Source organism: Kribbella sp. HUAS MG21, assembly GCF_040254265.1.
In the GTDB taxonomy this organism is placed as follows: Bacteria; Actinomycetota; Actinomycetes; order Propionibacteriales; family Kribbellaceae; genus Kribbella.
The window spans coordinates 7162452-7182099 of the sequence record NZ_CP158165.1 but is presented as its reverse complement, the minus strand read 5'-3'; the positions used below and the strand labels follow the sequence as shown (position 1 = coordinate 7182099).

The following is a 19648-nucleotide window of genomic DNA, read 5'->3' as shown; positions in this document are numbered from 1 at the left end:
GTGGACGATACTGGGATCGAACCAGTGACCTCTTCCGTGTCAGGGAAGCGCGCTACCGCTGCGCCAATCGTCCAGGAAACACTCAATCCTGAGGTTCTCGAGGTGGAGACGGGATTCGAACCCGCGTGGACGGCTTTGCAGGCCGCTGCCTAACCACTCGGCCACTCCACCCTTGAGACGCTCCACCGTTGTCGGGGCGAACCCTCTCCGAGCGGACGACCGGGTTCGAACCGGCGACCTCAACCTTGGCAAGGTTGCGCTCTACCAACTGAGCTACGTCCGCACTTCACTCCGAAGCGTTCCCGCTCGGTGCGAGAGCAGAACAGTAGCGCACTTTCCGCCCGGACAAAAACCGGATTCCGCACCGCGACCAGCGGTTTCCTGACAACGCGGAAACCGCCGTTTCCGCGGAGCAGGAACACGCTTTCTGTCCACTCGCCACGCCGTCCGATCAGCCCTTCATGGGCACCAGATCGACGTTTTCCAGGTACTCCGCGTCGCCCCGGAGATCGATCGCGGCGACACGCCCGTCGACCACCGTGAAAGAGAACACAATCAGCGGTTCGCCCCGTCGCATCCACACCAGGCCCGGCATCCCGTCGACCAGCACCAGCTTCGCCGCCGCGGCCCGCCCCGAGAACTGCTGCGCGACCCCGGCCGCCCCGGCCAGCACCGGCGAACCGCCGTACGCCGCCGCGCCCGCATCGGCACGCAGTACGACCTCGGGATCCAGCACCGCGAGCAACCCGGAGAAGTTCGCCTCCCGCGCGGCGGCAAGGAACGCGGTGACGACTTCCTTCTGCCGCACCACGTCGACGTCGGTCGGTTCCGTCGTACCGCGCACCCGCCGGCGCGCCCGGCTCGCGATCTGCCGCGCGGCCGCGGGCGACTTCCCGATGATCGGCGCGATCTCCTCGAACGGCACCGCGAACAGGTCGTGCAGCACGAACGCCAGCCGCTCGGCCGGCGACAACGTCTCGAGTACGACGAGCAACGCCAGGCCGACCGTGTCCGCCTGCACGGCTTCGAGTTCCGGATCCGGTACGACGGCATCGGCGAGCGCCGGGGAGTGCTCGCCGACCGGGTGCTCGGGCCGGCCGCGCCGCGCGCGCAACATGTCCAGGCAGATCCGCCCGACGACGGTGGTCAGCCAGCCGCCCAGGTTGTCGATCGTCGCGCTGTCGCTGCGGCTGAGCCGGATCCAGGTCTCCTGCACCGCATCCTCGGCCTCCGGCTCGGACCCGAGGATCCGGTACGCGACGGCCCGCAGGCGGTCCCGGTTCTCCTCGAACCGCAGTACGAGCCAGTCGTCCACGAGCACCACATCCTCCGCGATCTGTCACACTGACCGGCCGAGCGCCGTCACCCCGTTTGACGGATCACGCGCAGCGCATGTGACACAGGAGGACCCATGGAGGCACCACCCCGCCCGCTGGACGTGCGCAAACAGGACACCTTGCGCCGCCTGGACCAGGACGTCGACGCGTGGGTGTCGACAGCGGCGCTCGACGGCACGCCGTACCTGATGCCGCTGTCCTTCCTGTGGACCGACGGCACACTCCTCCTGTCAACAAGCCGCACCAACCCCACGGCCCGCAACCTCCGCGCGAACCCACAACTCCAACTGACACTGGGCGCGGTCCGCGACGTCATCCACATAACCGCCACCGCCGACGTCACCGACCCCACCCCCGCCGAAGCCGACGCCTTCGCCACGAAGGCAGGCTTCGACCCCCGCCGTCTCGAGAACTACCCGTACTTCCGCATCACCCCCACCAAGATCCAAGCCTGGCGCGAAGTCAACGAACTCAAAGACCGCGTCCTGATGGCGAACGGCACCTGGCTGGTCTGATGCGCGGTCAGCCCGCCTGGGCTCGGGTGGTGAGGCGGTAGCGGAGGGGGGATTGGCCGGTTTCGCGTTTGAAGGCTGTGCTGAAGGCGCTCTCGGACGCGTAGCCCAGCTCGGTTGCCAGGGCGCCGACGCTGACGTCGCCGTCGCGGAGGGCCCGCTGGGCGAGCATCATCCGCCAGCGATTCAGGTAGGCGCGGGGCGGCAGGCCGGCGACGGCGCGGAAACGTTCGGCGAAGGCTGTGCGGGACATCGCGGCGGCGCGGGCCAGGTCGTTCAGGCACCAGAGCGTGTCGGGGCGCGAGTGCATCAAGGTGAGTGCGGGGCGGAGGCGGTCGTCGGTCAGGACGCGCAGCCAGCCCGGTGGGAGCTCGGTCTGTTCGACGTACGCGCGAAGCACTTCGAGCAGCACCAGCTGAGTGTGCTGCCGGATCGCGAACGCGGAGCCGATGCGGTTGCCGCTGACCTCGTCGAACAACCGGTGGAGGCTGCCGCGCAGGTTCGCGCCGGTGGTGGGGGAGGCGCGCACATGGGCGACCGGTGGCAGTGCCTCACCGAGGAGCGTCTTACCGGCCTCGTTGAGGTCGATCCGGCCGCCGAGAACGATGTCGCTGGTGTTCCAGTCGGCGCCCAGTAGCTCCAGGTCGCTCTCCACTGGTTCGACCTCGCGCGTCGGCCCGTCTCCACTGCCGCCGGTGAGCTCGAGTCGTGTCCGGTTGTTGAGGATCGCGACGTCACCTGGCCGCAGCTCGATCGGCGCATCGATCCCGTCGGTGACCAGGCGGGCCTGACCGCTGACCATCGCGAGGAACTTGAACGTCTCGGCCGGCTGCGCGCGCGACACCCAGCACCCCTGCGCCGCGAACCCGCCGGACACCAGCCCGCGCACCTCGACGAGCTCGAACACCTCGGACAACTGGTCGGTCATCTGTACTCTCGCGAAGAAAAGGCGGACTGGTACTTATTCAGAGTACGCCGTCCACGCCGCAGGCTGGAGGCATGAGAGAGACGAAGCAACGCCCCATCGGTACCGGATTCACCGCAGCCTCGACCGCCGACGACGTACTGGCGGGCATCGACCTGACCGGCAAGAACGCGATCGTCACCGGCGGCCACCGCGGTCTCGGCCTGGAGGTCACCCGGGCGCTCAGCAAGGCGGGAGCTAGCGTGACTGTTGCCGTCCGCAACCCCTCGCGCGCTCTCGCCGCCCTCGAGGGAATCGAGCGTGTGGAGGCCGTTCAGCTCGATCTCCTCGATCCCAAGTCGATCGACACTTTCGTCGAGCGCTATCTCGACTCCGGACGTCCGCTGCACATCTTGATCAACAACGCCGGCATCATGGCGGGCCCGCTGCACCGTGACGCCCGCGGGTACGAGTCGCAGTTCGCCACGAACCACCTGGGGCACTTCCAGTTGACGCTCGGGCTGCTGCCGGCGCTGCAGGCGGCGCACGGCGCCCGGATCGTGAACGTGACGTCCGGCGGCCACCGGCTGTCCGACATCCGCTGGGACGATCCGCACTTCACGCGCGACTACGACCCGCTGCGTGCCTACGGCCAGTCGAAGACCGCCAACGTCCTGTTCGCGGTGGAGCTCGAACGGCGTTGGTCGCAGTACGGCATCCACGCCTTCGCCGCCCACCCCGGGATCGTCATCACCACCGACCTCGGCCCGCACCTGGCCGAGGGGGAGACTAGCGCCGCGTGGCTCAGTCCGCAGGACCTGCACGCGATGGGGCTGACGGACGAGCACGGCAACCAGATCATCGATCCGGCCCGCGAGCGCAAGACCGCCGAACAGGGCGCGAGTACGGCAGTGTTCGGCGCGACAAGCCCGCTGCTCGACGGGTACGGCGGCACGTACCTCAAGGACAACGAGATCTCGCCGCTCAACACCCGCACCGACACGAACTTCCACGACCCCGACGTCCGCTCGGACGTCGTCCCACACGCCGTAGACCCCGACTCGGCCGAACGCCTGTGGGCCATGAGCGAAGAGCTCGTCAAACACTGATCAGACCGGCGGCGGGTTATCGTCCGTCGTCGACGGCACGCTGCCTGCGGACGTCCAGTCGACCCTCGCAGAACTCCTCGACGGAGCCGCGCCCGATGCCCGTCCCCACGCGACCGCCCCGGTTGCGTTCGCCCTGCCCGACTGACACCAACCACACCAGCCGAGCGAAGCGCCGGCCGCCGGCGCACCGTGCCGACCAGCAAACCCAACCCCAGGTGGTGAGTTGACCGGCGAACGGGACCACAGGAGCCGAGCGAAGCGAAGGCCCGCCGGCGCACGCAACGAGCACCCCGTGCCGGCCGGCAAGCCCAGCCCCAGCTGGTGAGTTGACCGGCGAACGGGACCACAGCAGCCGAGCGAAGCGAAGGCGCAAGGGGGTGCGGGTGGCGGAGCCCCCGCCCGCGGCGAGCGAAGCGAAGCCGCACAACACGACGAAGGCGACCCGGCCTGCGCTTTCCGCAGGCACGAGCCGCCTATCGCCTTCGTGGGCGATACTGGGTTCGAACCAGTGACCTCTTCGGTGTGAACGAAGCGCGCTACCACTGCGCCAATCGCCCAGCGTGGTGCTGGTGTTTCTGATGTGGTGTTGCGGGTGAAACCATAGCGCATGATTGAGCGACGATCTAATCGGGCCGGGCTACTCTTGCTGCAGGACGGAGATCCCGTCGCGTTGGAGACGTGATTGTGACTTTCTCGCACGACACCGAGCAGGCGCTCGGGACGCTGGTCCGGCTCGTCAACACCATGCCCGGACCGAACAGCCAGGTCGATTCGCTGGAGACCTTGGAGGAGCTGGAGAAGTTCGTCCAGGAACGGGAGTTCAGCGCGGTCGACTCGCTGTCGGACAAGGACCTGGCCGAGGTCCGCGACCTGCGGCCGTTGTTCGCGCCGGTGTTCACCACGGATTCCGATGCCTCCGCCGCGTCGATGATCAACGCGATCATCGCCCGCGGTACGGCGACTCCGCGGCTGACGAACCACGACGGCCACCCGTGGCACATCCACTATTCGCGGGCGGGTGCGTCGCTGGCGTGCCGGATCACGGTGGAGTGCGGGATCGCGCTCGCGCAGGTGATCTCCGCCGGCGAACGCGAACGCCTCCGCCGCTGCGAGGCCCCCGACTGCAACGACGCCCTCATCGACCTCTCGCGCAACCGCTCCAAGCGCTACTGCGACGCCCGAACCTGCGGCAACCGCTTACACGTAGCCGCCTACCGCGAACGCCGCAAGGCCACAGGCGAGTAACTACGCCGTACGCCGCCGCTCACATCCCCTCCGTGAGCGGCGGACCATCCCGCCCCAGGGCGGCCCCTCGTATCCGGCATGCAACCAGTCACCTCGGCAACGCAGGCTGAGTCCCGGCATGGACGGTAGTTAGGGGTTGGGGTGTTGGGCGGAGCGTTCGGTGAAGATTTTGGTTACTTGGGTGGTGATGGTGCCGGGGGCCGGGAGGGTGCGGTCGTCAGCGCGGTGGATGGCTTGGATGTCGCGGGTGGTGGATGTGAGGAAGATCTCCTCGGCTGCGGACAGTTGCTCGATGGGTACGTCGCGTTCGATTCCGCCGAACCACTCGAGGACCAGGGCGCGGGTGACGCCGGCCAGGGCGCCCGACTCGAGGGTCGGGGTGACGAGTTCGCCGTCGTACACGCAGAAGATGTTGGAGCCCGTGCCTTCGCAGAGGTTGCCGACGGTGTTCGCGAAGATCGCCTCGCTGCCGCCGCGCTCCTTCGCGTAGGCGAGCGCGCGGACGTTCTCGGCGTACGACGTGGTCTTGAGGCCGGCGACCGCGCTGCGTTCATTGCGGACCCACGGGACCGTGACGATCGCGGAGACCGGTGCCGGGCGCTTGATCTCCTGCGTCGCGACCAGGACTGTCGGACCCGACGTACCGCGGTCCGACGACAGCGGCGACACGCCGCCCGTGTACGTGATCCGCAGCCGGCCGAACGGGATCGCCGGATCGGCCGCCACCACCGCGTCGATCCCCGACTCGATCGCCGCGACGTCCGGGGTCGGCAGACCGAGCCCGACCGCCGAGCGGACCAGCCGCTCCAGGTGCCGCCGGACCGCGAACGGCTGACCGTTCTCGATCTTGATCGTCTCGAAGACGCCGTCGCCGGTGGTCAGCCCGTGGTCCAGCGGCGAGACCGTCGCCGCGCCGTCGAGCAGGGCGCCGTTCAGCCAGATACGCATGTGGTGCTCCTTCCGCAGAACACCTTAGTGCGCAGGCGATCCGGGGCCGCGCGGCAGCCCGCAGGTGAGCAGCCGGTGACCGTACGTCGACCTGCCGGGGACCCCCGTTTTTGAACTCGGGCGGAGATGGGCTAATGTTCTTCTCGCGCCGGGGGATACTGAAACCGGTCGCAGCGCGGACGTAGCTCAGTTGGTAGAGCGCAACCTTGCCAAGGTTGAGGTCGCCGGTTCGAACCCGGTCGTCCGCTCGGAGAGGGTTCGGCGGGCCAGCTTTCTCAGTGGTGGAGTGGCCGAGAGGCGAGGCAACGGCCTGCAAAGCCGTGTACACGGGTTCGAATCCCGTCTCCACCTCGAGAACCTCAGGTTTGAGTGTTTCTTGGACGATTGGCGCAGCGGTAGCGCGCTTCCCTGACACGGAAGAGGTCACTGGTTCGATCCCAGTATCGTCCACGAAGACGAGAGGCGAGGTGTGTCGCGCAGTTCCTGCGCTGACCACCTCGCCTTCGTCGTGTTGTGCGGCTTCACTTCGCTCGCCACCAGCTGCGCCTCCGGCGCGTGGTCGAAGGGGCGACCCCCTCTGCGCCGTGGCTTCGCTCGGCTGCTGTCGTCTCCTTCGCCGGTCACCTCACCCGCTTGGGTCGGGTGAGGTGATCAGCTCACCCGTCTCGCCCGGCTCAGTCAGCTCGCCGTGTGTCCTCTGTGGTCGAGTCGTGAGTCTTGGCGGGGATCGAGCCGCCTTTGTTCACGAATCGGCGGTTGGGGCTCGAGCCATTTCACACGACTCGGCGGTGGGCAGATCCGGGTAAGGGTCGTCGGCTCTGGCCGGGGCTCGCCAGTCAGGGTCCTGGCTCGGCGGTGGGATCACCAGCCTGGTGGCTTGGGTTGTGAGCGGCTCGTGCCGTGCCCGGGCTGGGCGGGTTAGTTCGGTGGCTGTGGCCCGGTTGAGTGGGCGGCTCGCCTGCGGTGCCGGCAGTTCGGCGGACGGTTCGTTCGCGGTGCCTGGCTTGTTGCCCAACGCGCTCGTGGGCGGTGCGCTCACCGGCTTGGGCGGGTTGGGCGGTGAGCGACTCGTGCTGGGCCCGGGGTGGGTGGTGAGCGGCGCGTGTTGCGCCGGGGTGGGCTTGCTGGTTCGATGCCAGGGGCCGGTCGAGGGTGTGATCGCCTGTGATGGTTGGGCGGGCAGGCGGGTGGCTCGGCTGCGGGGTTGGGTTGGTGGTCAGAACGGCTGTCGGGGCGGGGTTGGCCGTTGGCTCGTGCGCAGGCGACGTCCCACGCGAGCAGGTGACAGGTGACACTCGCCCCGCTGCCTTCCGTTATCCCGCTGTCCGCTGTCCGCTGTCCGCTGTCCGCTGTCCGCCCCGCTGTCGTCCGTGGTCCGTTGAGGGCGTGGGGTTGTAGAGGAAGCGGCGGGTGGTGGGGGATGGGGCTACTTCGGTCAGGCCGGCGTTGGTCATGACCTTGGCTGAGGCTGTGTTGTGGGGATTGCATTCACCCCAGATCGAGTCGATGGTGAGGTGGGTGTGGCAGTACTCCAGGGCGGCTTCCAGGGACTCGGTGGCGTAGCAGTTCGAGCGGTGGAAGGGGTGGATGGCGTATCCGAAGCTCCAGGTGGCCAGGGGGTCCTCGCTGGCGCCTAGGCCCAGCCAGCCCACCGGCGTTGCGGTGGTGCGGAGGGTGGGGATCAGCTGGAGATGGGTGCCGTCGCGGTTGGTTCCGCTGGAGTGAAGGTCCAGCCATTCGCGGACGGACGGCATGTCGCGTGGGCCGAAGTCGTCCATGAAGCGGGCGACGCGCGCGTCGGTCCAGGTTTCGCACAAGGTCTGGAAGTCGCTCTCGATCGGCCAGCGCAGCACAAGCCGCGGGGTGGTGATGAGCTCCATCCGGCGACGGTAACGGGCCGGACCGCACGGCGGCGAGCAGATTTGCAGCAGCCAACCCTCGCCGAGCCCGCCGACGGAATGCGGTGGCTCGCGCTGTGGCGCTCGCGGGTTGGGACAGCCAGCTGTTTGATGGTGGGCGAACTGATGTACGATCGCGATCAAACAAACAGAAGGATGGTGGGGTCGTGCGGGCGTTGGTGCAGGGGGCGTGGGGTGGGCCGGGGGAGTTGCGTTTGGTGGGGGATGCCGCGGTGCCGGTGGCTGGGGTGGGGGAGGTGTTGGTGCGGATCGGGGCTGCCGGGGTGAACTTTGCGGATGTGATGCAGACCCGTGGCACGTACGACGGTGGTCCGCGGCCGCCGTACGTCGCCGGGTTCGAGGCTGCGGGAGAGGTCGTCGCGCTGGGCGAAGGTGTGACAGCTGTGGCCGTTGGTGATCACGTCATCGGGACGGGGTACGGCGCCTTCGCTGAGTACATGGTGATGGCGGCGGACGCCGTCGTCCCGGTGCCGGCCGGGTGGAAGGACGAGGAGGCGCTCGGCCTGGTCCTGAACTGGGCGACCGCGCTCGTCTCCCTTAAACAGCTCGGCGGTCTGACCGCGGACACCACCGTCCTGATCCACGCCGCCGCCGGCGGTGTCGGCCAGGCGGCCGTGCGGATCGCGAAGCACTACGGGGCAACAGTCATCGCCACGGCCTCCGCGTCGAAGCATGACGTCGTACGGCGGCTCGGCGCGGATCACGTCATCGACTACACGACGGATCTCGTCGCGGAGGTACGGCGCCTCACGGACGGCCGCGGTGCGGACATCGTGCTCGAATCGGTCGGTGGCGACACCTTCAGGCAGAGCATCGAGGTCGCGCGAAGGGTGACCGGCAGGGTGGTCGTGATCGGCGCCGCCGGCGGTGAGGCCTCGGTCAGCAACTGGGAGCTGAACTTCAAGCACCCCGTCCACGTCATCGGCCAGCACCTGACCACCACGATCCAGCAGGCGCCCGAGCTGTTCGCCGAGGTACTCGAGGAGCTCAGCGACCTGATCAAGGCAGGCGTCTACCCCAAGGGCACCCCGACCGTCTACGACCTGGCGGACGGCCCGAAGGCCCTGGCCGAGCTCGAGGCCCGCGCCACCGTCGGCAAGCTCGCCCTCAGGCCGTCACGCGAGGACTGACACGGCGACTGACTGCGCGACCCGGAACCCGAGGTCCTCGATCGCGAACGTCGGATGCGACCTGCGGCGCACGGTAGAGCCCACGGACCGTTCCTCGTCGGCGAACCCGCCGCCCCGGAAGATCCGGTAATCCCCGTACGTCGAAGGGTCGTACAGGTCCCAGCACCACTCCCAGACATTGCCGAGCATGTCGTGGAGCCCCCACGCATTCGGCAGCAGCCCGCCGACCGGATGCGCGCAGCCGCCGGAGTTCCCCGCGTACCACGCGATCTCGTCGATCGGCCCATAACGGTACGACGGCGTCCCGGCGGTGCAGGCGTGCTGCCACTCGGCCTCGGTCGGCAGCCGGAAACCGGGAGACGACCGGTCCCAGTCCACGCGGTCGGCGTTGACCGTGTACGCGACCGGCAGCCCCGCGTCCCGTGAGAGCTGGTTGCACAAGGCAACGGCGTCGTACCAGCTCACCCCGGTCACCGGCACACCGTCGGCGTCGGTCAGAGGGACACGCGCCAGCCGGAAGGCCGGCAGGTTCACGTGCCAGCGCTTGCCGAGCCGGTCGTCGCGGAGGAACAGCAGGCCGGCCGGGACATCCACCAGGTCGAGCATCGTCCAACGGTAGAGCCGTCAGTAGTACCTGCGGATCTTCGGCCAAAGGGTGGACCACGGCTCAGCCGGCCCCGCGCACAGCACCAGCGCCGTACCGTCCTCGTCGTTCGACACGATGCTGTCGACCGTGCCCACCTCCTTGCAGTCCCGGAAGTGGGACTCGAAGATCGGCGTCCGCTCGATCTCGACCAGGAGAACCGGTCCGGTGTTCGTGTCCGGCGGCCGGTCCCAGTCCCAGAAACTCATGTGCGCGGAGTACGGCGTCGGCAGGCCGCGAGAAGGCCCGTAGCGCACGAGGGCCCCGGCCTCCCCGTAGTTGCCGGTGAAGAGCGTCGCCGTCGACCGCTCGGCTTCAGGAACCTGCGCCCACGCACCGGCCACGGCGTCGGTGAACGCAGGCCAGCCGATCTGCTCGCCCTGCTCCTTGTTCACCGGAATCACGACATCCGCCGCCGAGGCGGGCAGGACCGGCAACGTGAAGAGGGCGGACGTCACCGCGGTCAGGACCACACCGACGGCGGCTTGCCCGCGATGACGATCGACCCAGCGCAGCGTCGGCTCGCACCCGGCCGCGACCAGGACGAGCAGCAACGGCAGCGCGTAGTACGACTTCCCGCCGACCGCGAGTACGACGACGCACAGCACCGGATAGGCCAGCGCCACAGAACGGGCCCACGGCAACGACCGCCAGATCCGCCGGAAGCCCGCGATCCAGACCGGCACCAGGAACGGCGACAGTTGCAGGACCTGCAGCGGCACGAACATGATCCGGTTCTCGGTCCCGTCGTCCTCGCTGATCCCACCGGCGACCGTGAGCTGGGGCCAGTCGTGCTGGAACTGCCACAGGACATTCGGCAGCGCGATCAGCCCGGCCACCGCGACACCCGCGAGCAGCCACCACGAGCGCAGCACGCTGCGCGGTCCGACGATCAGCAACGACACCAGAAGTGCCCCGACGGGCAGTACGACGAGGTACTTGTTCTCCAAGGCGATCCCCGCCGTCAGCCCGAGCGCGAGCCACCAGCGCGCGTCCTGGGTCCGCAGCAGCCGCACAGCGAACAGCCCGATCAGCATCCAGGCCAGCAGGTCGTACGTCGCCGTTGAGACCATGTGCCCGACGCCGAGCACGAACCCGGACACCGCGGTGCAGACCGCGGCCAGCACCTGCCCGCGCCGCTCGCTGCCGAACTCGCGGGCGATCAGCGCGACGACCACGACCGTGGCCATCGTGCTGAGCGTCGACAGCACCCGGAGGCCCATCACGGTGTCGCCGAAGATCGTGGTCGACACCCGCGCGACGAACGGCGTCAGCGGCGGCTGGTCGACGTACCCCCAGGCGAGGTGCCGCCCGGCGACGAGGAAGTACAGCTCGTCGCGGTGGTACCCGTACCGGCCGGACAGCGCGGTCAGCACTGCCCCCACCGCCACCGCAACCGTCATCACTGGCCGAACCGCGAATGCTGCCACCGGCGGGCGCGTCATGACGGAATGATGCCAGCAGCCAGGTCTAGTTCAACAGACGCGCCTCCGCCTCCCGTTCCAGCAGCAGGACCCGGCCGGCGAGCGACTCGTCCACCACGCAGCGCAGCACCGCGTCCGTGACTGCCTCCAGCGGGATAAGCGCAGGGCCGCGTTCGCGAGCAGGCAGGGCGGTGCGCTCGCGGATCCCGCGAGGCGTGGCGACCCAATCGGGGACGACGCAGTTCACCCGGACACCGTCGAGGTCCCGCAAAGTAGTCGTGAAGCGGATCAGAGCCGCCTTCGCCGCGCTGTACTCGGGGGAGACGTGCGGCCCGAAACCCACCCCGGCCGTCGACCCGACGTTCACCACGGCACCGCCACCCGCCGCCCGCATGCCCGGAATCGCCAGTTGGGTGGTGAGCATCGGCGCGCGGAGGTTCACCTCGAGAGACGCGGTCCAGCGCTCGACCGACGCCTCCGGGAAGCACGGCCGCAATACCGCGCCGCCGCCGGCGTTGTTGACCAGGATCTGCGGCCGGCACGCCATCAACGCGCGCACGGCGTCGTCGTCGCGCATGTCCACCTGGACGAACCGCGCGGTCGGCCCGATCAGCGCACGGGTCTCCTCGCCGCCCTCCGCGTCGACGTCGGCGACCACCACCGACGCCCCGGCCGCGCCGAGGCAGGTGGCGATCGCCCGGCCGATCCCGACGGCCGCGCCCGTGACCACTGCGGTCTTCCCTGCGATGTCCATACCGGCACGGTGCCACCGCCCACCGACAGTTCTCGGGGATGATTGGATATGTCAACCGGACAGGTCGGGAGAGGTAGGCGCTGTGGCACTGCTGTACGAGCGGATCTGCGCGCACGTCCTGGAGCAGCTCCGCCGTGGTGCACTCCGGCCGGGGGACCGGGTGCCGTCCGAGATGGAGCTGGCGGCCCAGTTCGAGGTCAGCCGGATCACCTCCAAGCGTGCGCTGGAGGTCCTGCGGGAGGCGGGCCTGGTCGAGCGTGTCCGCGGCAAGGGCACCTTCGTCGTCCGGCGGCTGCCGGACCTCACCGACCTGACCGTTCCGCTGCGCCCGTCCCGGCGCCGCGAGGCCCGGTCGATCGCGCTGATCGTGCCTGATATGTCCGAGGCGTACGGGCTGGACCTGCTCAACGCGATCGAGGAACGCAGTGCGGAGTACGGCGCCCACCTGGTGGTACGACGTACGCACGGCCGCCAGACCGACGAGGAGAAGGCCGTCGACTCACTGGTCAGCGCTGTGGACGGGCTGATCGTGTTCCCGGTGCACGGCGACTTCTACAACGCCAGCCTGCTCCGGCAGGTGCTGGACGGGTTCCCGGTGGTTCTGGTCGACCGCCACCTGTCCGGCATCCCGGTGGCCGCAGTGCATACCGACAACGTGGCCGCGGCCCGCGCGCTGACCACGCGGCTGCTGGAGCAGGGCCACGAGCACATCGCGTTCGTATCGCCGCCGCCGGTCAACACCTCGTCGATCGAGGACCGGCTGGAGGGCTTCCGTACGGCGTTCGGCGAGCAGGGCCAGCCGTACGAGCTGACCGACCTGCGCAGCACCCTGCCCGGCTCGACGACCACGGAGAGCGTGCGGGCGGACATGGCCACGATCCGCGCGTTCCGCGACCGCAGGCCCGAGGTGACGGCGTACTTCGCGTGTGAGTACAACCTGGCCCGCATGGTCGACCGGGCGCTGGGCGATCGCGTGGTGGCCTGTTTCGACTCACCAGGCGACTCCATCGGCGGACCGCCGTACCTGCACGTCCGCCAGAACCAGACCGAGATGGGGCGCCGCGCCGTGGACCTACTACTGGCCTTGCTGCGCGGCGAAGAGGTGCCGAACCTGTCCTACGTGCCGTTCGAGCTGATCGACCCGGAGACCTGACTTTCGGCAGTACGGCCGACGCCGGTCGACTGTGTAGCGTCTACGGCATGAAGTGGCGGCTCCTGGGGGACATAAGTCTGTGGGGCGCGCTGAGCTTCCTCGTGATCGCCGAGAGCGGCGCCCGCCAGGACCCGTATTGGTTCTGGCTGACGTGTCTCGCCGTACTGGCAGCCGCCGTCTTCAGCCGGCGCAGGTGGCCGCTGGCCGCGCTGGGTGTGGTGGCGTGGACGGAGATCGTCGTCCTCGCCTTCGCCCTCGGTACGACGGAGGGTGTGCAGATCGCGCTGGTACCGGCGATCAGCCTGTTCAGCTACCTGTCCGGCAGACGCGAGACACAGCTCAAGTACTTCGTTCTGTTCTGCAGCTGGTCACTCCTCGGGATGCTGCTCCTCGCGCTGACGATTCGCCGGGGCTCCCAGGCGACCGAGGCCGTGCTGACCTGGCTACTGATTCTGCTGCTGGCCCTACTACTGGTCGTGCTGCCGTGGCTGGTCGGCCGCTACCGCGCCCAGCAGGTGCTGCTTGCCACTGCCGGCTGGGAGCGTGCCGAGCGCATCGAACGCGAGCAGCAGATCGAGATCGACCGGGAGCGCCTGCGGGAGCGGTCTCGGATCGCCCAGGACATGCACGACTCGGTCGGCCACGAGCTCAGCCTGATCGCGCTGCGCGCAGCAGCCCTCGAGCTGGACCCGTCTCTGCCGGAGGAGCATCGGCGTGCGGCAGGGGAGCTCCGCGAGTCAGCGGCCGTGGCGACGGAGCGGCTCGGCGAGATCGTCGGCGTACTGCGCGACCAGGAGGCGCCGACCGTGCCGCACGACGAGACGGTGCGCGCACTGGTCGACCGCGCCGCCGCCTCCGGGCTGGCGGTGCAGCTGACCGAGGAGGTCGACGAAGTACTGGCACCGATGGTCGACCGCGCCGTACATCGTGTGGTGCAGGAGGCGTTGACCAACGCGAGCAAACACGCACCTGGCGCGTCAGTGACCGTCACCGTGTCCACGCACGAGGACGACGTACACGTGCAGGTAGTGGACACCGGAGCGACCAGACCGGTCACTGCGCCGTCAGGTGGACGTGGGCTCGACGGCCTCCGCGAACGGGTCCGGCTGGCCGGCGGCTCGCTCACCGCGGGCCCACGACCGACTGGTGGGTTCGAGCTCACCGCCACGATGCCCCGGGCCGGCGGACGTCCTGGTCCGCCGACAGCCGCCGTCGAGCGAGCCACGGTACGACGGAGCGCCCGCCGCGGGCTGATCACGGCCATCGCCGCACCGGTACTGCTCGGCGCCATCGTCGGCGTGGTTGCTCTGGGCTACTACCTCGTGGCCGGCTACAGCTCGATCCTGCGACCGGCGCAGTACGACGCGCTCGTCATCGGGCAGTCCGAGGCAGAGGTCGCCAAGGTGCTGCCCCGGATGCAGATGATCGACGCGCCGGGGGAGGCCTACCAGCCGCCGAGCGGATGGGCCTGCCGGTACTACCGCCCGGCCGCACCGTTCTCCACCAACTACGTCTACCGCCTGTGCTTCGCCGGCGGCGTCCTGGTCGGCAAGGCCGTAGTACAAAGTGGTTCCGTCCCACCGACACCGGAAGGCAACGGATGATCAGGGTGCTGCTCGCCGACGACGAGGCGATGGTGCGGGCCGGGGTCCGCGCGATCCTCGGCACCGACGAGGCGATCGAGGTCGTCGCCGAGGCGGCTGACGGCGTCGAGGCTGTCGAAGCGGTACGGCGGCATCGGCCGGACGTCGCCGTACTGGACATCCGGATGCCGCGGATGGACGGGCTCGCGGCCGGGGCCGAGATCCGCCGGACCGTGCCGGAGACCGCGGTGGTCATTCTCACCACGTTCTCGGAGGACGCCTACATCGCCCGGGCGCTCGGCGACGGCGCCAGCGGGTTCCTGCTCAAGTCCGGGGACCCGCGGGAGCTCATCGCCGGGCTGAAGGCCGTGGCCGACGGAGCGGCGTACCTGTCGCCGAAGATCGCCCAGCGGGTGATCGCCGAGCTGAGCGCCGGATCGGGTGGCGGCGCGATGGCGCGGGCGGCGGCCGCGAAGGAACAAGTGGCCGTGCTGAGCCCGCGGGAGCTGGACGTGCTCGGACTGGTCGGCGCGGGGCTGTCGAACGCCGAGATCGCGGCCCGGCTGTATCTGGTCGAGGGGACGGTCAAGGCGTACGTCAGCGCGATCCTGCTGCGGCTCGGCGTGAAGAACCGGGTGCAGGCGGCGATCGTTGCCTACGAGGCCGGTCTGGTCAGCCGCTGACCTGCGGGTAGGCGGCCGCTTCGGGCCATCGCGACGCATGGTCACCGCGCGCCTGGATACTGGTTGCGGAACCGTCATCGGACGCTCCGGGTGGTGACGTGGTGAGGACACCGGGTCATGGGATAGTGGACCCTCCCGGAGCCCTCACCCTCCGGACTACCCAGCAAGCGCCAGGGGCCACCCGCCCCCTCTCACAGAATCGGGGATCCAGGTCGTGACCGACTCGCACAACTCCGGACAGCACAAGGACCGGGAAGCGGCGGCGGCCGAGGTCCGGAGAATGTGGCAGCCGACCCCCTCCTGGACCCAGCCGGACCCGAGCCCGGCGGCCGACGCCGAGCCCGTCGAGGAGACCGCCGAGGAGACCGCGGCGAAGCCGGACGCGCTGTCCGAGGACTTCCCCGGGGACTCGTGGTCCGGACCCGCGGCCAAGCCGGTGAACCAGCCGGCGCCGTGGACCCAGCCGCAGAGCCAGCCGGCCCCGTCCTGGACGCAGGCGGTCCCCGAGTCCGGTACGGCGTCGTGGACGCAGCCGGAGGAGCAGGACGACGAGCTGCCCGCCGGCGCCGAGGCCGCCACGACCGACGAGGCGGCGGCGCGGGAGTCCGGTCCGGGTGCGAACAGCCCCGTGTTCGGCGGCTCGTCGTTCCACGGTTCGGGTGCTGCACCGGATCCGCAGCAGGCGGTACAGCCGGGACAGTTCCCCCCGAACCAGCAGACCCCGCCGGCCGGGCAGCCTGGTCAAGGCGGCCAGCTGTCGCCGGCGGCTCAGCACTTCTTCCCGCAGGGCGTTCCCGGTCAGCAGGCGCGGCAGCAGCCGCAGAACCTGTCGTACCGCGCCGACGAGCTGATCCAGGCGCTCCCGCTGCCGCGTGAAGCCCCGGCCGAACGCGGCGTCCGCAGTGTGCTGAAGCTCCGCCCGGGCAGCGCCGAGCGCTCCGAGCGGATCGCGCGTGCCACCGCCGCGACGGCGTTCCGCCGCCCGGTGACGATCGTCGTCGCAAACCCGAAGGGTGGCTCCGGCAAGACGCCGACCACGCTGCTGCTCGCCGGTGCGCTCGGTCAGGCCCGCGGCGGCGGTGTCGTCGCGTGGGACAACAACGAGCTGCGCGGCAACATGCACCTGCGGACCCACGACACGAACTCGCGGTCCACGGTCACCGACATGCTGCAGGCGATGCCGATGCTGACCCAGCCGGACGCCCGGCTCGGCGACGTCGCGGCGTACCTGCGGCACCAGGTCGCCGGTCAGTACGACGTGCTCACCTCCGCGACCACGACGTACGCGCAGATCGAGGCGAAGGACTTCGACCAGATCCACCGGCTGCTGAGCCGGTTCTACAAGGTGCTCGTCATCGACACCGGGAACAACGAGGGCTCGAGCAACTGGCGGGAGGCGATGAAGGCGGCCGACGCGCTGGTCATCCCGATCAAGTGGAAGAGCCTGTCGTGCGCCGCCGCAGTGCAGATGCTGGAGGAGCTGGACAACCAGGGCCCGGAGGCGCAGCGGCTGATCCGCCGCGCGGTGATCGCGGTCTCGAACGGCCCCGGCGACGTCAACAAGGAGGTCGAGAAGCAGCTCCGGCCGTACTTCGACTCGCGCGCGGCCGCCGTCGTCGACATCCCGACCGACATGCACATCGCCGCCGAAGGCCCGCTCGACCATTCCGCCCTGCAGCCGGCCACCCGCCGCGCCGCCCTGGAACTGGCCGCCAGGGTCTCCGAACAGATCACCACCGCCCTCAACACCCCCCGCTGACAACCCGGCGGCGCCGCTCACACCTGCGGCGCCGCCGGACTCGTTGTTTTCAGGCGTCGCGGTGGTTGAGGACACGGTTGCCGAGGGCCAGGCCTGCGGCTGCCCACGCGACGAGGATCGCTGCGCTCACCGCCGGCGCGACAGGGTCCGTCGCGCCTGTCAGGAAGTTCTGGCCGGCGCCGCCGGGGAGGACGGCCGCGGTCCAGACGAGTGCGCGGGGCGAGGCCTGGCCGAGCATGAGGGGGAGCACCAGGAGCAGGAGGAAGGCCACGGTGAGAGTGCCGGCGGTACTGCGGACCACCCAGGCGATCCCGGCGCTGAGGAGGCCTGCTGCGGTCGCGTAGAACCCGATGGACAGCAGGTCGACCACGAGGTCGGCAACGTTCCAGTCAGCCCATGAGCCCGCGGTGAGCCCGCCCGCCACGGAGGCGATCGCTCCGGCCAGCACGCCGTACACGAAGAGCACCGGCGCGAGGACCACGGCCTTGGCGAGTACGACGTCCCGCCGGACCGGTGTCCACTGCAACGTCGAACGGATGCTGCCGGTCGCGTACTCGGAGGTCACCGTGAGCAGCGCGAACGCCGCGATCACCACCTGCACGATCAGCATCACTGACGCGCCGAACTGGCCGATCGGCTGCTGCTCCGCAACCTCGCCCGGCCCGAGGTGGGTGTTGTCGTAGGCGAGGCCCCAGCCGTACTGCATCCCGAGCAGCGTGCTCAGCACGACAGCCGCCACGATGTTCAGCCAGCTGGACCGGACCGACCACAGCTTCGTCCACTCCGAGCGGACCGCGTTCGACAGACCGGATCCCGTCCGGGCTGGGAGGATCGCCGTACTCATCGCCTACCTGCTTCCACGAGCTCAACCTCGACCTGACCTTGACGCCGCTTCTTGAGCCGGTGCCGGACCACCTCGACGATCAGCGTGACCGCGAGCGCCAGCCCGATCCCGAGCACCACACCCTTCAGCGGGTTGTCCTCGAACGCCTTCCCGCCGATGTAGCCGACCAGGCTGCAGTAGATCCCCCAACTGACCGCGGCCAGCGCGGCGAAGGCCGAGAACTTCCGCAGCGGGTACCGCACCGACCCCATCGTCAGCGTGACCGCAGTCCTTCCACCTGGTACATATCTGGCAACAACCAGGACCAGTCCACCGCGTTCAGCAAGCGCCTGCCGCGCCCAGAGCACCGCGGCGTGCCGCTTGGTGCCCGGCCGCATCCGGTCGAGCAGCCGCCCGCCGGCCCCACGTCCGAGCAAGTACGACACGTGGTCGCCCAGGAAAGCGCCGAGCGCCGCGACGACGATGACGGCGTACAGGTTGGGCTCACCGGACGCGGCGAACACGCCGGCGGTCACGACGAGCGTCTCGGAGGGTACGGCCGGGAAGAACCCGTCCAGCGCGGCGAACCCCCACAGCGCGAGGTAGATCCACCACGACGACATCAGCTCGTGCGCGAACTGCAGGATCGCGTCGCTCATGACGCCACCGCCACGCCGTACTCGACGCTGTCCGCGGTGAGCTCCATGTACGCCTCCTCGAGCGACGCCCGCTCGGTCGCCAGCTCGTGCAGCCGGACGCCGAGCTGATGCGCGAGATCGCCCACCCGCTCGGCCGGTACGCCGGCCACCACGAACCGCTCGCCGACCTCGTCCACCCGCTCCGCCTCCGCCGCCAGCCGCTCTTGCAGTACGACGTACTGCGACCGGTCCGGCACCCGCACCGCGACCGTGGTCCTGGACGACCCGGCGATCACGTCCGCGACCGGGGCGTCCGCGATCAGCCGTCCGCGCCCGATCACCACCAACTGATCGGCGGTCAGCTGCATCTCGCTCATCAGGTGGCTGGAGACGAACACCGTCCGGCCCTCGGCCGCGAGCGAGCGCATCAGGTGCCGGACCCAGCGCACCCCGTCCGGATCGAGGCCGTTCACCGGCTCGTCGAACATCAGCACCTCCGGATCGCCGAGCAGCGCCCCGGCGATGCCGAGGCGCTGGCCCATCCCGAGCGAGAACTGCCCGGCGCGCTTCCGGGTCACCGGGTCGAGGCCGACGATCGACAGCACCTCGTCGACCCGGGCGACGGAGATGCCGTTGCTGCGGGCCATCGCGACCAGGTGGTCGCGGGCGGACCGGCGCGGGTGCAGGGCCTTGGCGTCGAGCAGCGCCCCGGCCTTGGTCAGCGGGCGCGGCCACTCGGCGTACGGCCGGCCGTCGACGAGCGCGGTGCCCGCGGACGGGCTGTCGAGCCCGAGGATCATCCGCATCGTGGTCGACTTGCCGGCGCCGTTCGGCCCGAGGAAGCCGGTCACCCGGCCGGGGGAGATGCTGAGGTCGAGCGAGTCCACGGCGGTCGTGCCGCCGTACCTCTTGGTGAGTCCTGCGAGCGTGATCACGCCGGGGCCCTTTCCTGGTTCCTGTAGTACCTCGAACCTAGGAAGATCGGCGCCCCGCCACATCGGACGACCGTCTGGTCCCGACCCCTACTTTCGTCAGGTGAGTCGATACCATCTGTCGGTGACCGGCAATCGGCCGGTCGAGACCT

General features: G+C 69.7%; 18 protein-coding genes and 7 tRNA genes. 11 read left to right on the top strand and 14 right to left on the bottom strand.

Annotated elements, in window-relative coordinates; all coding sequences use genetic code 11:
• Position 1 precedes the first annotated feature (1 nt).
• The 4 genes from ABN611_RS34730 to ABN611_RS34715 all read right to left on the bottom strand — a co-directional run bounded on the left by ABN611_RS34730 (position 2) and on the right by ABN611_RS34715 (position 1315).
• Positions 2-73: transfer RNA gene (locus ABN611_RS34730), tRNA-Val, on the bottom strand.
• Between the two features lie 27 nt (positions 74-100).
• Positions 101-171 (bottom strand) — tRNA-Cys (locus ABN611_RS34725).
• Positions 172-210: 39 nt separating this feature from the next.
• A tRNA-Gly gene (locus ABN611_RS34720) sits at positions 211-283 on the bottom strand.
• A 168-nt stretch (positions 284-451) separates the two neighbouring features.
• Positions 452-1315: a sigma-70 family RNA polymerase sigma factor gene (locus ABN611_RS34715; protein ID WP_350276524.1), complete on the bottom strand. Its 864-nt coding sequence runs from the start codon at positions 1313-1315 to the stop codon at positions 452-454.
• Positions 1316-1411: 96 nt separating this feature from the next.
• Between ABN611_RS34715 and ABN611_RS34710 the strand changes: the two genes are divergently transcribed.
• The gene (locus ABN611_RS34710) at positions 1412-1852 is read left to right on the top strand and encodes a pyridoxamine 5'-phosphate oxidase family protein (protein WP_350276523.1); all 441 of its coding nucleotides are present in this window, start codon (positions 1412-1414) and stop codon (positions 1850-1852) included.
• A 7-nt stretch (positions 1853-1859) separates the two neighbouring features.
• Here ABN611_RS34710 and ABN611_RS34705 read toward each other — a convergent pair whose 3' ends face one another.
• Positions 1860-2777, bottom strand: a complete 918-nt coding sequence (locus ABN611_RS34705; RefSeq protein WP_350276522.1) for an AraC family transcriptional regulator — start codon at positions 2775-2777, stop codon at positions 1860-1862.
• A gap of 71 nt (positions 2778-2848) precedes the next feature.
• On the opposite strand from ABN611_RS34705, the gene ABN611_RS34700 reads away from it, so the two are divergent.
• Positions 2849-3862: an SDR family NAD(P)-dependent oxidoreductase gene (locus ABN611_RS34700; protein WP_350276521.1), complete on the top strand. Its 1014-nt coding sequence runs from the start codon at positions 2849-2851 to the stop codon at positions 3860-3862.
• 485 nt (positions 3863-4347) lie between these two features.
• Here ABN611_RS34700 and ABN611_RS34695 read toward each other — a convergent pair.
• Positions 4348-4419 (bottom strand) — tRNA-Val (locus ABN611_RS34695).
• 127 nt (positions 4420-4546) lie between these two features.
• On the opposite strand from ABN611_RS34695, the gene ABN611_RS34690 reads away from it, so the two are divergent.
• On the top strand, positions 4547-5107 hold the full coding sequence (locus ABN611_RS34690) for a CGNR zinc finger domain-containing protein (protein WP_350276520.1): 561 nt from the start codon (positions 4547-4549) through the stop codon (positions 5105-5107).
• Between the two features lie 129 nt (positions 5108-5236).
• Here ABN611_RS34690 and ABN611_RS34685 read toward each other — a convergent pair whose 3' ends face one another.
• Positions 5237-6055 carry an aminotransferase class IV gene (locus tag ABN611_RS34685; protein WP_350276519.1) on the bottom strand — a complete coding sequence of 273 codons (819 nt, stop codon included), beginning with the start codon at positions 6053-6055 and terminating at the stop codon, positions 5237-5239.
• A gap of 175 nt (positions 6056-6230) precedes the next feature.
• Between ABN611_RS34685 and ABN611_RS34680 the strand changes: the two genes are divergently transcribed.
• The 3 genes from ABN611_RS34680 to ABN611_RS34670 all read left to right on the top strand — a co-directional run bounded on the left by ABN611_RS34680 (position 6231) and on the right by ABN611_RS34670 (position 6505).
• Positions 6231-6303 (top strand) — tRNA-Gly (locus tag ABN611_RS34680).
• A 32-nt stretch (positions 6304-6335) separates the two neighbouring features.
• Positions 6336-6406, top strand: a tRNA-Cys gene (locus tag ABN611_RS34675).
• Between the two features lie 27 nt (positions 6407-6433).
• Positions 6434-6505, top strand: a tRNA-Val gene (locus ABN611_RS34670).
• 863 nt (positions 6506-7368) lie between these two features.
• Here the strand turns inward: ABN611_RS34670 and ABN611_RS34665 are convergent.
• Positions 7369-7935 (bottom strand): GNAT family N-acetyltransferase, encoded by a 567-nt coding sequence (locus tag ABN611_RS34665; protein ID WP_350276518.1) that lies wholly within the window; start codon positions 7933-7935, stop codon positions 7369-7371.
• Positions 7936-8216: 281 nt separating this feature from the next.
• On the opposite strand from ABN611_RS34665, the gene ABN611_RS34660 reads away from it, so the two are divergent.
• Complete coding sequence (locus tag ABN611_RS34660; RefSeq protein WP_350276517.1) at positions 8217-9104, top strand: zinc-binding dehydrogenase; 888 nt, start codon at positions 8217-8219, stop codon at positions 9102-9104.
• Here ABN611_RS34660 and ABN611_RS34655 read toward each other — a convergent pair.
• The 3 genes from ABN611_RS34655 to ABN611_RS34645 form a co-directional block, all read right to left on the bottom strand.
• Positions 9090-9710, bottom strand: a complete 621-nt coding sequence (locus tag ABN611_RS34655; RefSeq protein WP_350276516.1) for an SUMF1/EgtB/PvdO family nonheme iron enzyme — start codon at positions 9708-9710, stop codon at positions 9090-9092. The genes ABN611_RS34660 and ABN611_RS34655 overlap by 15 nt on opposite strands.
• Before the next feature lie 18 nt (positions 9711-9728).
• The gene (locus ABN611_RS34650) at positions 9729-11150 is read right to left on the bottom strand and encodes a glycosyltransferase family 39 protein (protein ID WP_350276515.1); all 1422 of its coding nucleotides are present in this window, start codon (positions 11148-11150) and stop codon (positions 9729-9731) included.
• 67 nt (positions 11151-11217) lie between these two features.
• Complete coding sequence (locus ABN611_RS34645) at positions 11218-11925, bottom strand: SDR family NAD(P)-dependent oxidoreductase (protein WP_350276514.1); 708 nt, start codon at positions 11923-11925, stop codon at positions 11218-11220.
• 82 nt (positions 11926-12007) lie between these two features.
• Here ABN611_RS34645 and ABN611_RS34640 point away from each other — a divergent pair, with 82 nt between their 5' ends.
• From ABN611_RS34640 to ABN611_RS34625, 4 genes are all read left to right on the top strand, one after another.
• Positions 12008-13078: a GntR family transcriptional regulator gene (locus tag ABN611_RS34640; RefSeq protein ID WP_350276513.1), complete on the top strand. Its 1071-nt coding sequence runs from the start codon at positions 12008-12010 to the stop codon at positions 13076-13078.
• Positions 13079-13125: 47 nt separating this feature from the next.
• Entirely contained in the window at positions 13126-14682 is a 1557-nt protein-coding gene (locus tag ABN611_RS34635; RefSeq protein ID WP_350276512.1) for an ATP-binding protein, read from the top strand.
• Positions 14679-15344 carry a response regulator transcription factor gene (locus tag ABN611_RS34630; protein WP_350276511.1) on the top strand — a complete coding sequence of 222 codons (666 nt, stop codon included), beginning with the start codon at positions 14679-14681 and terminating at the stop codon, positions 15342-15344. Before ABN611_RS34635 ends, ABN611_RS34630 begins: the two co-directional genes overlap by 4 nt.
• A 214-nt stretch (positions 15345-15558) precedes the next feature.
• On the top strand, positions 15559-17103 hold the full coding sequence (locus ABN611_RS34625) for an AAA family ATPase (RefSeq protein WP_350276510.1): 1545 nt from the start codon (positions 15559-15561) through the stop codon (positions 17101-17103).
• A 49-nt stretch (positions 17104-17152) separates the two neighbouring features.
• Here the strand turns inward: ABN611_RS34625 and ABN611_RS34620 are convergent, their stop codons facing one another.
• Genes ABN611_RS34620 through ABN611_RS34610 form a run of 3 tightly spaced genes read right to left on the bottom strand, consistent with a single transcriptional unit; the run spans position 17153 to position 19499 of the window.
• Complete coding sequence (locus ABN611_RS34620) at positions 17153-17947, bottom strand: ABC transporter permease (RefSeq protein ID WP_350276509.1); 795 nt, start codon at positions 17945-17947, stop codon at positions 17153-17155.
• Positions 17944-18585, bottom strand: a complete 642-nt coding sequence (locus tag ABN611_RS34615) for a DedA family protein (protein WP_350276508.1) — start codon at positions 18583-18585, stop codon at positions 17944-17946. Before ABN611_RS34615 ends, ABN611_RS34620 begins: the two co-directional genes overlap by 4 nt.
• Positions 18582-19499 (bottom strand): ATP-binding cassette domain-containing protein, encoded by a 918-nt coding sequence (locus tag ABN611_RS34610; protein ID WP_350276507.1) that lies wholly within the window; start codon positions 19497-19499, stop codon positions 18582-18584. Before ABN611_RS34610 ends, ABN611_RS34615 begins: the two co-directional genes overlap by 4 nt.
• Positions 19500-19648: the final 149 nt, after the last annotated feature.

What these genes read in the sequence shown, in the direction of transcription:
- ABN611_RS34710 (WP_350276523.1), top strand. Translation starts at nt 1,412, where the DNA reads ATGGAGGCACCACCCCGCCCGCTGGACGTGCGCAAACAGGACACCTTG.
- ABN611_RS34700 (WP_350276521.1), top strand. Translation starts at nt 2,849, where the DNA reads ATGAGAGAGACGAAGCAACGCCCCATCGGTACCGGATTCACCGCAGCC.
- ABN611_RS34635 (WP_350276512.1), top strand. Translation starts at nt 13,126, where the DNA reads ATGAAGTGGCGGCTCCTGGGGGACATAAGTCTGTGGGGCGCGCTGAGC.
- ABN611_RS34630 (WP_350276511.1), top strand. Translation starts at nt 14,679, where the DNA reads ATGATCAGGGTGCTGCTCGCCGACGACGAGGCGATGGTGCGGGCCGGG.
- ABN611_RS34655 (WP_350276516.1), bottom strand. Translation starts at nt 9,710, where the DNA reads ATGCTCGACCTGGTGGATGTCCCGGCCGGCCTGCTGTTCCTCCGCGAC.
- ABN611_RS34685 (WP_350276519.1), bottom strand. Translation starts at nt 6,055, where the DNA reads ATGCGTATCTGGCTGAACGGCGCCCTGCTCGACGGCGCGGCGACGGTC.
- ABN611_RS34645 (WP_350276514.1), bottom strand. Translation starts at nt 11,925, where the DNA reads ATGGACATCGCAGGGAAGACCGCAGTGGTCACGGGCGCGGCCGTCGGG.
- ABN611_RS34620 (WP_350276509.1), bottom strand. Translation starts at nt 17,947, where the DNA reads ATGAGTACGGCGATCCTCCCAGCCCGGACGGGATCCGGTCTGTCGAAC.
- ABN611_RS34665 (WP_350276518.1), bottom strand. Translation starts at nt 7,935, where the DNA reads ATGGAGCTCATCACCACCCCGCGGCTTGTGCTGCGCTGGCCGATCGAG.
- ABN611_RS34650 (WP_350276515.1), bottom strand. Translation starts at nt 11,150, where the DNA reads ATGACGGTTGCGGTGGCGGTGGGGGCAGTGCTGACCGCGCTGTCCGGC.
- ABN611_RS34615 (WP_350276508.1), bottom strand. Translation starts at nt 18,585, where the DNA reads ATGAGCGACGCGATCCTGCAGTTCGCGCACGAGCTGATGTCGTCGTGG.
- ABN611_RS34705 (WP_350276522.1), bottom strand. Translation starts at nt 2,777, where the DNA reads ATGACCGACCAGTTGTCCGAGGTGTTCGAGCTCGTCGAGGTGCGCGGG.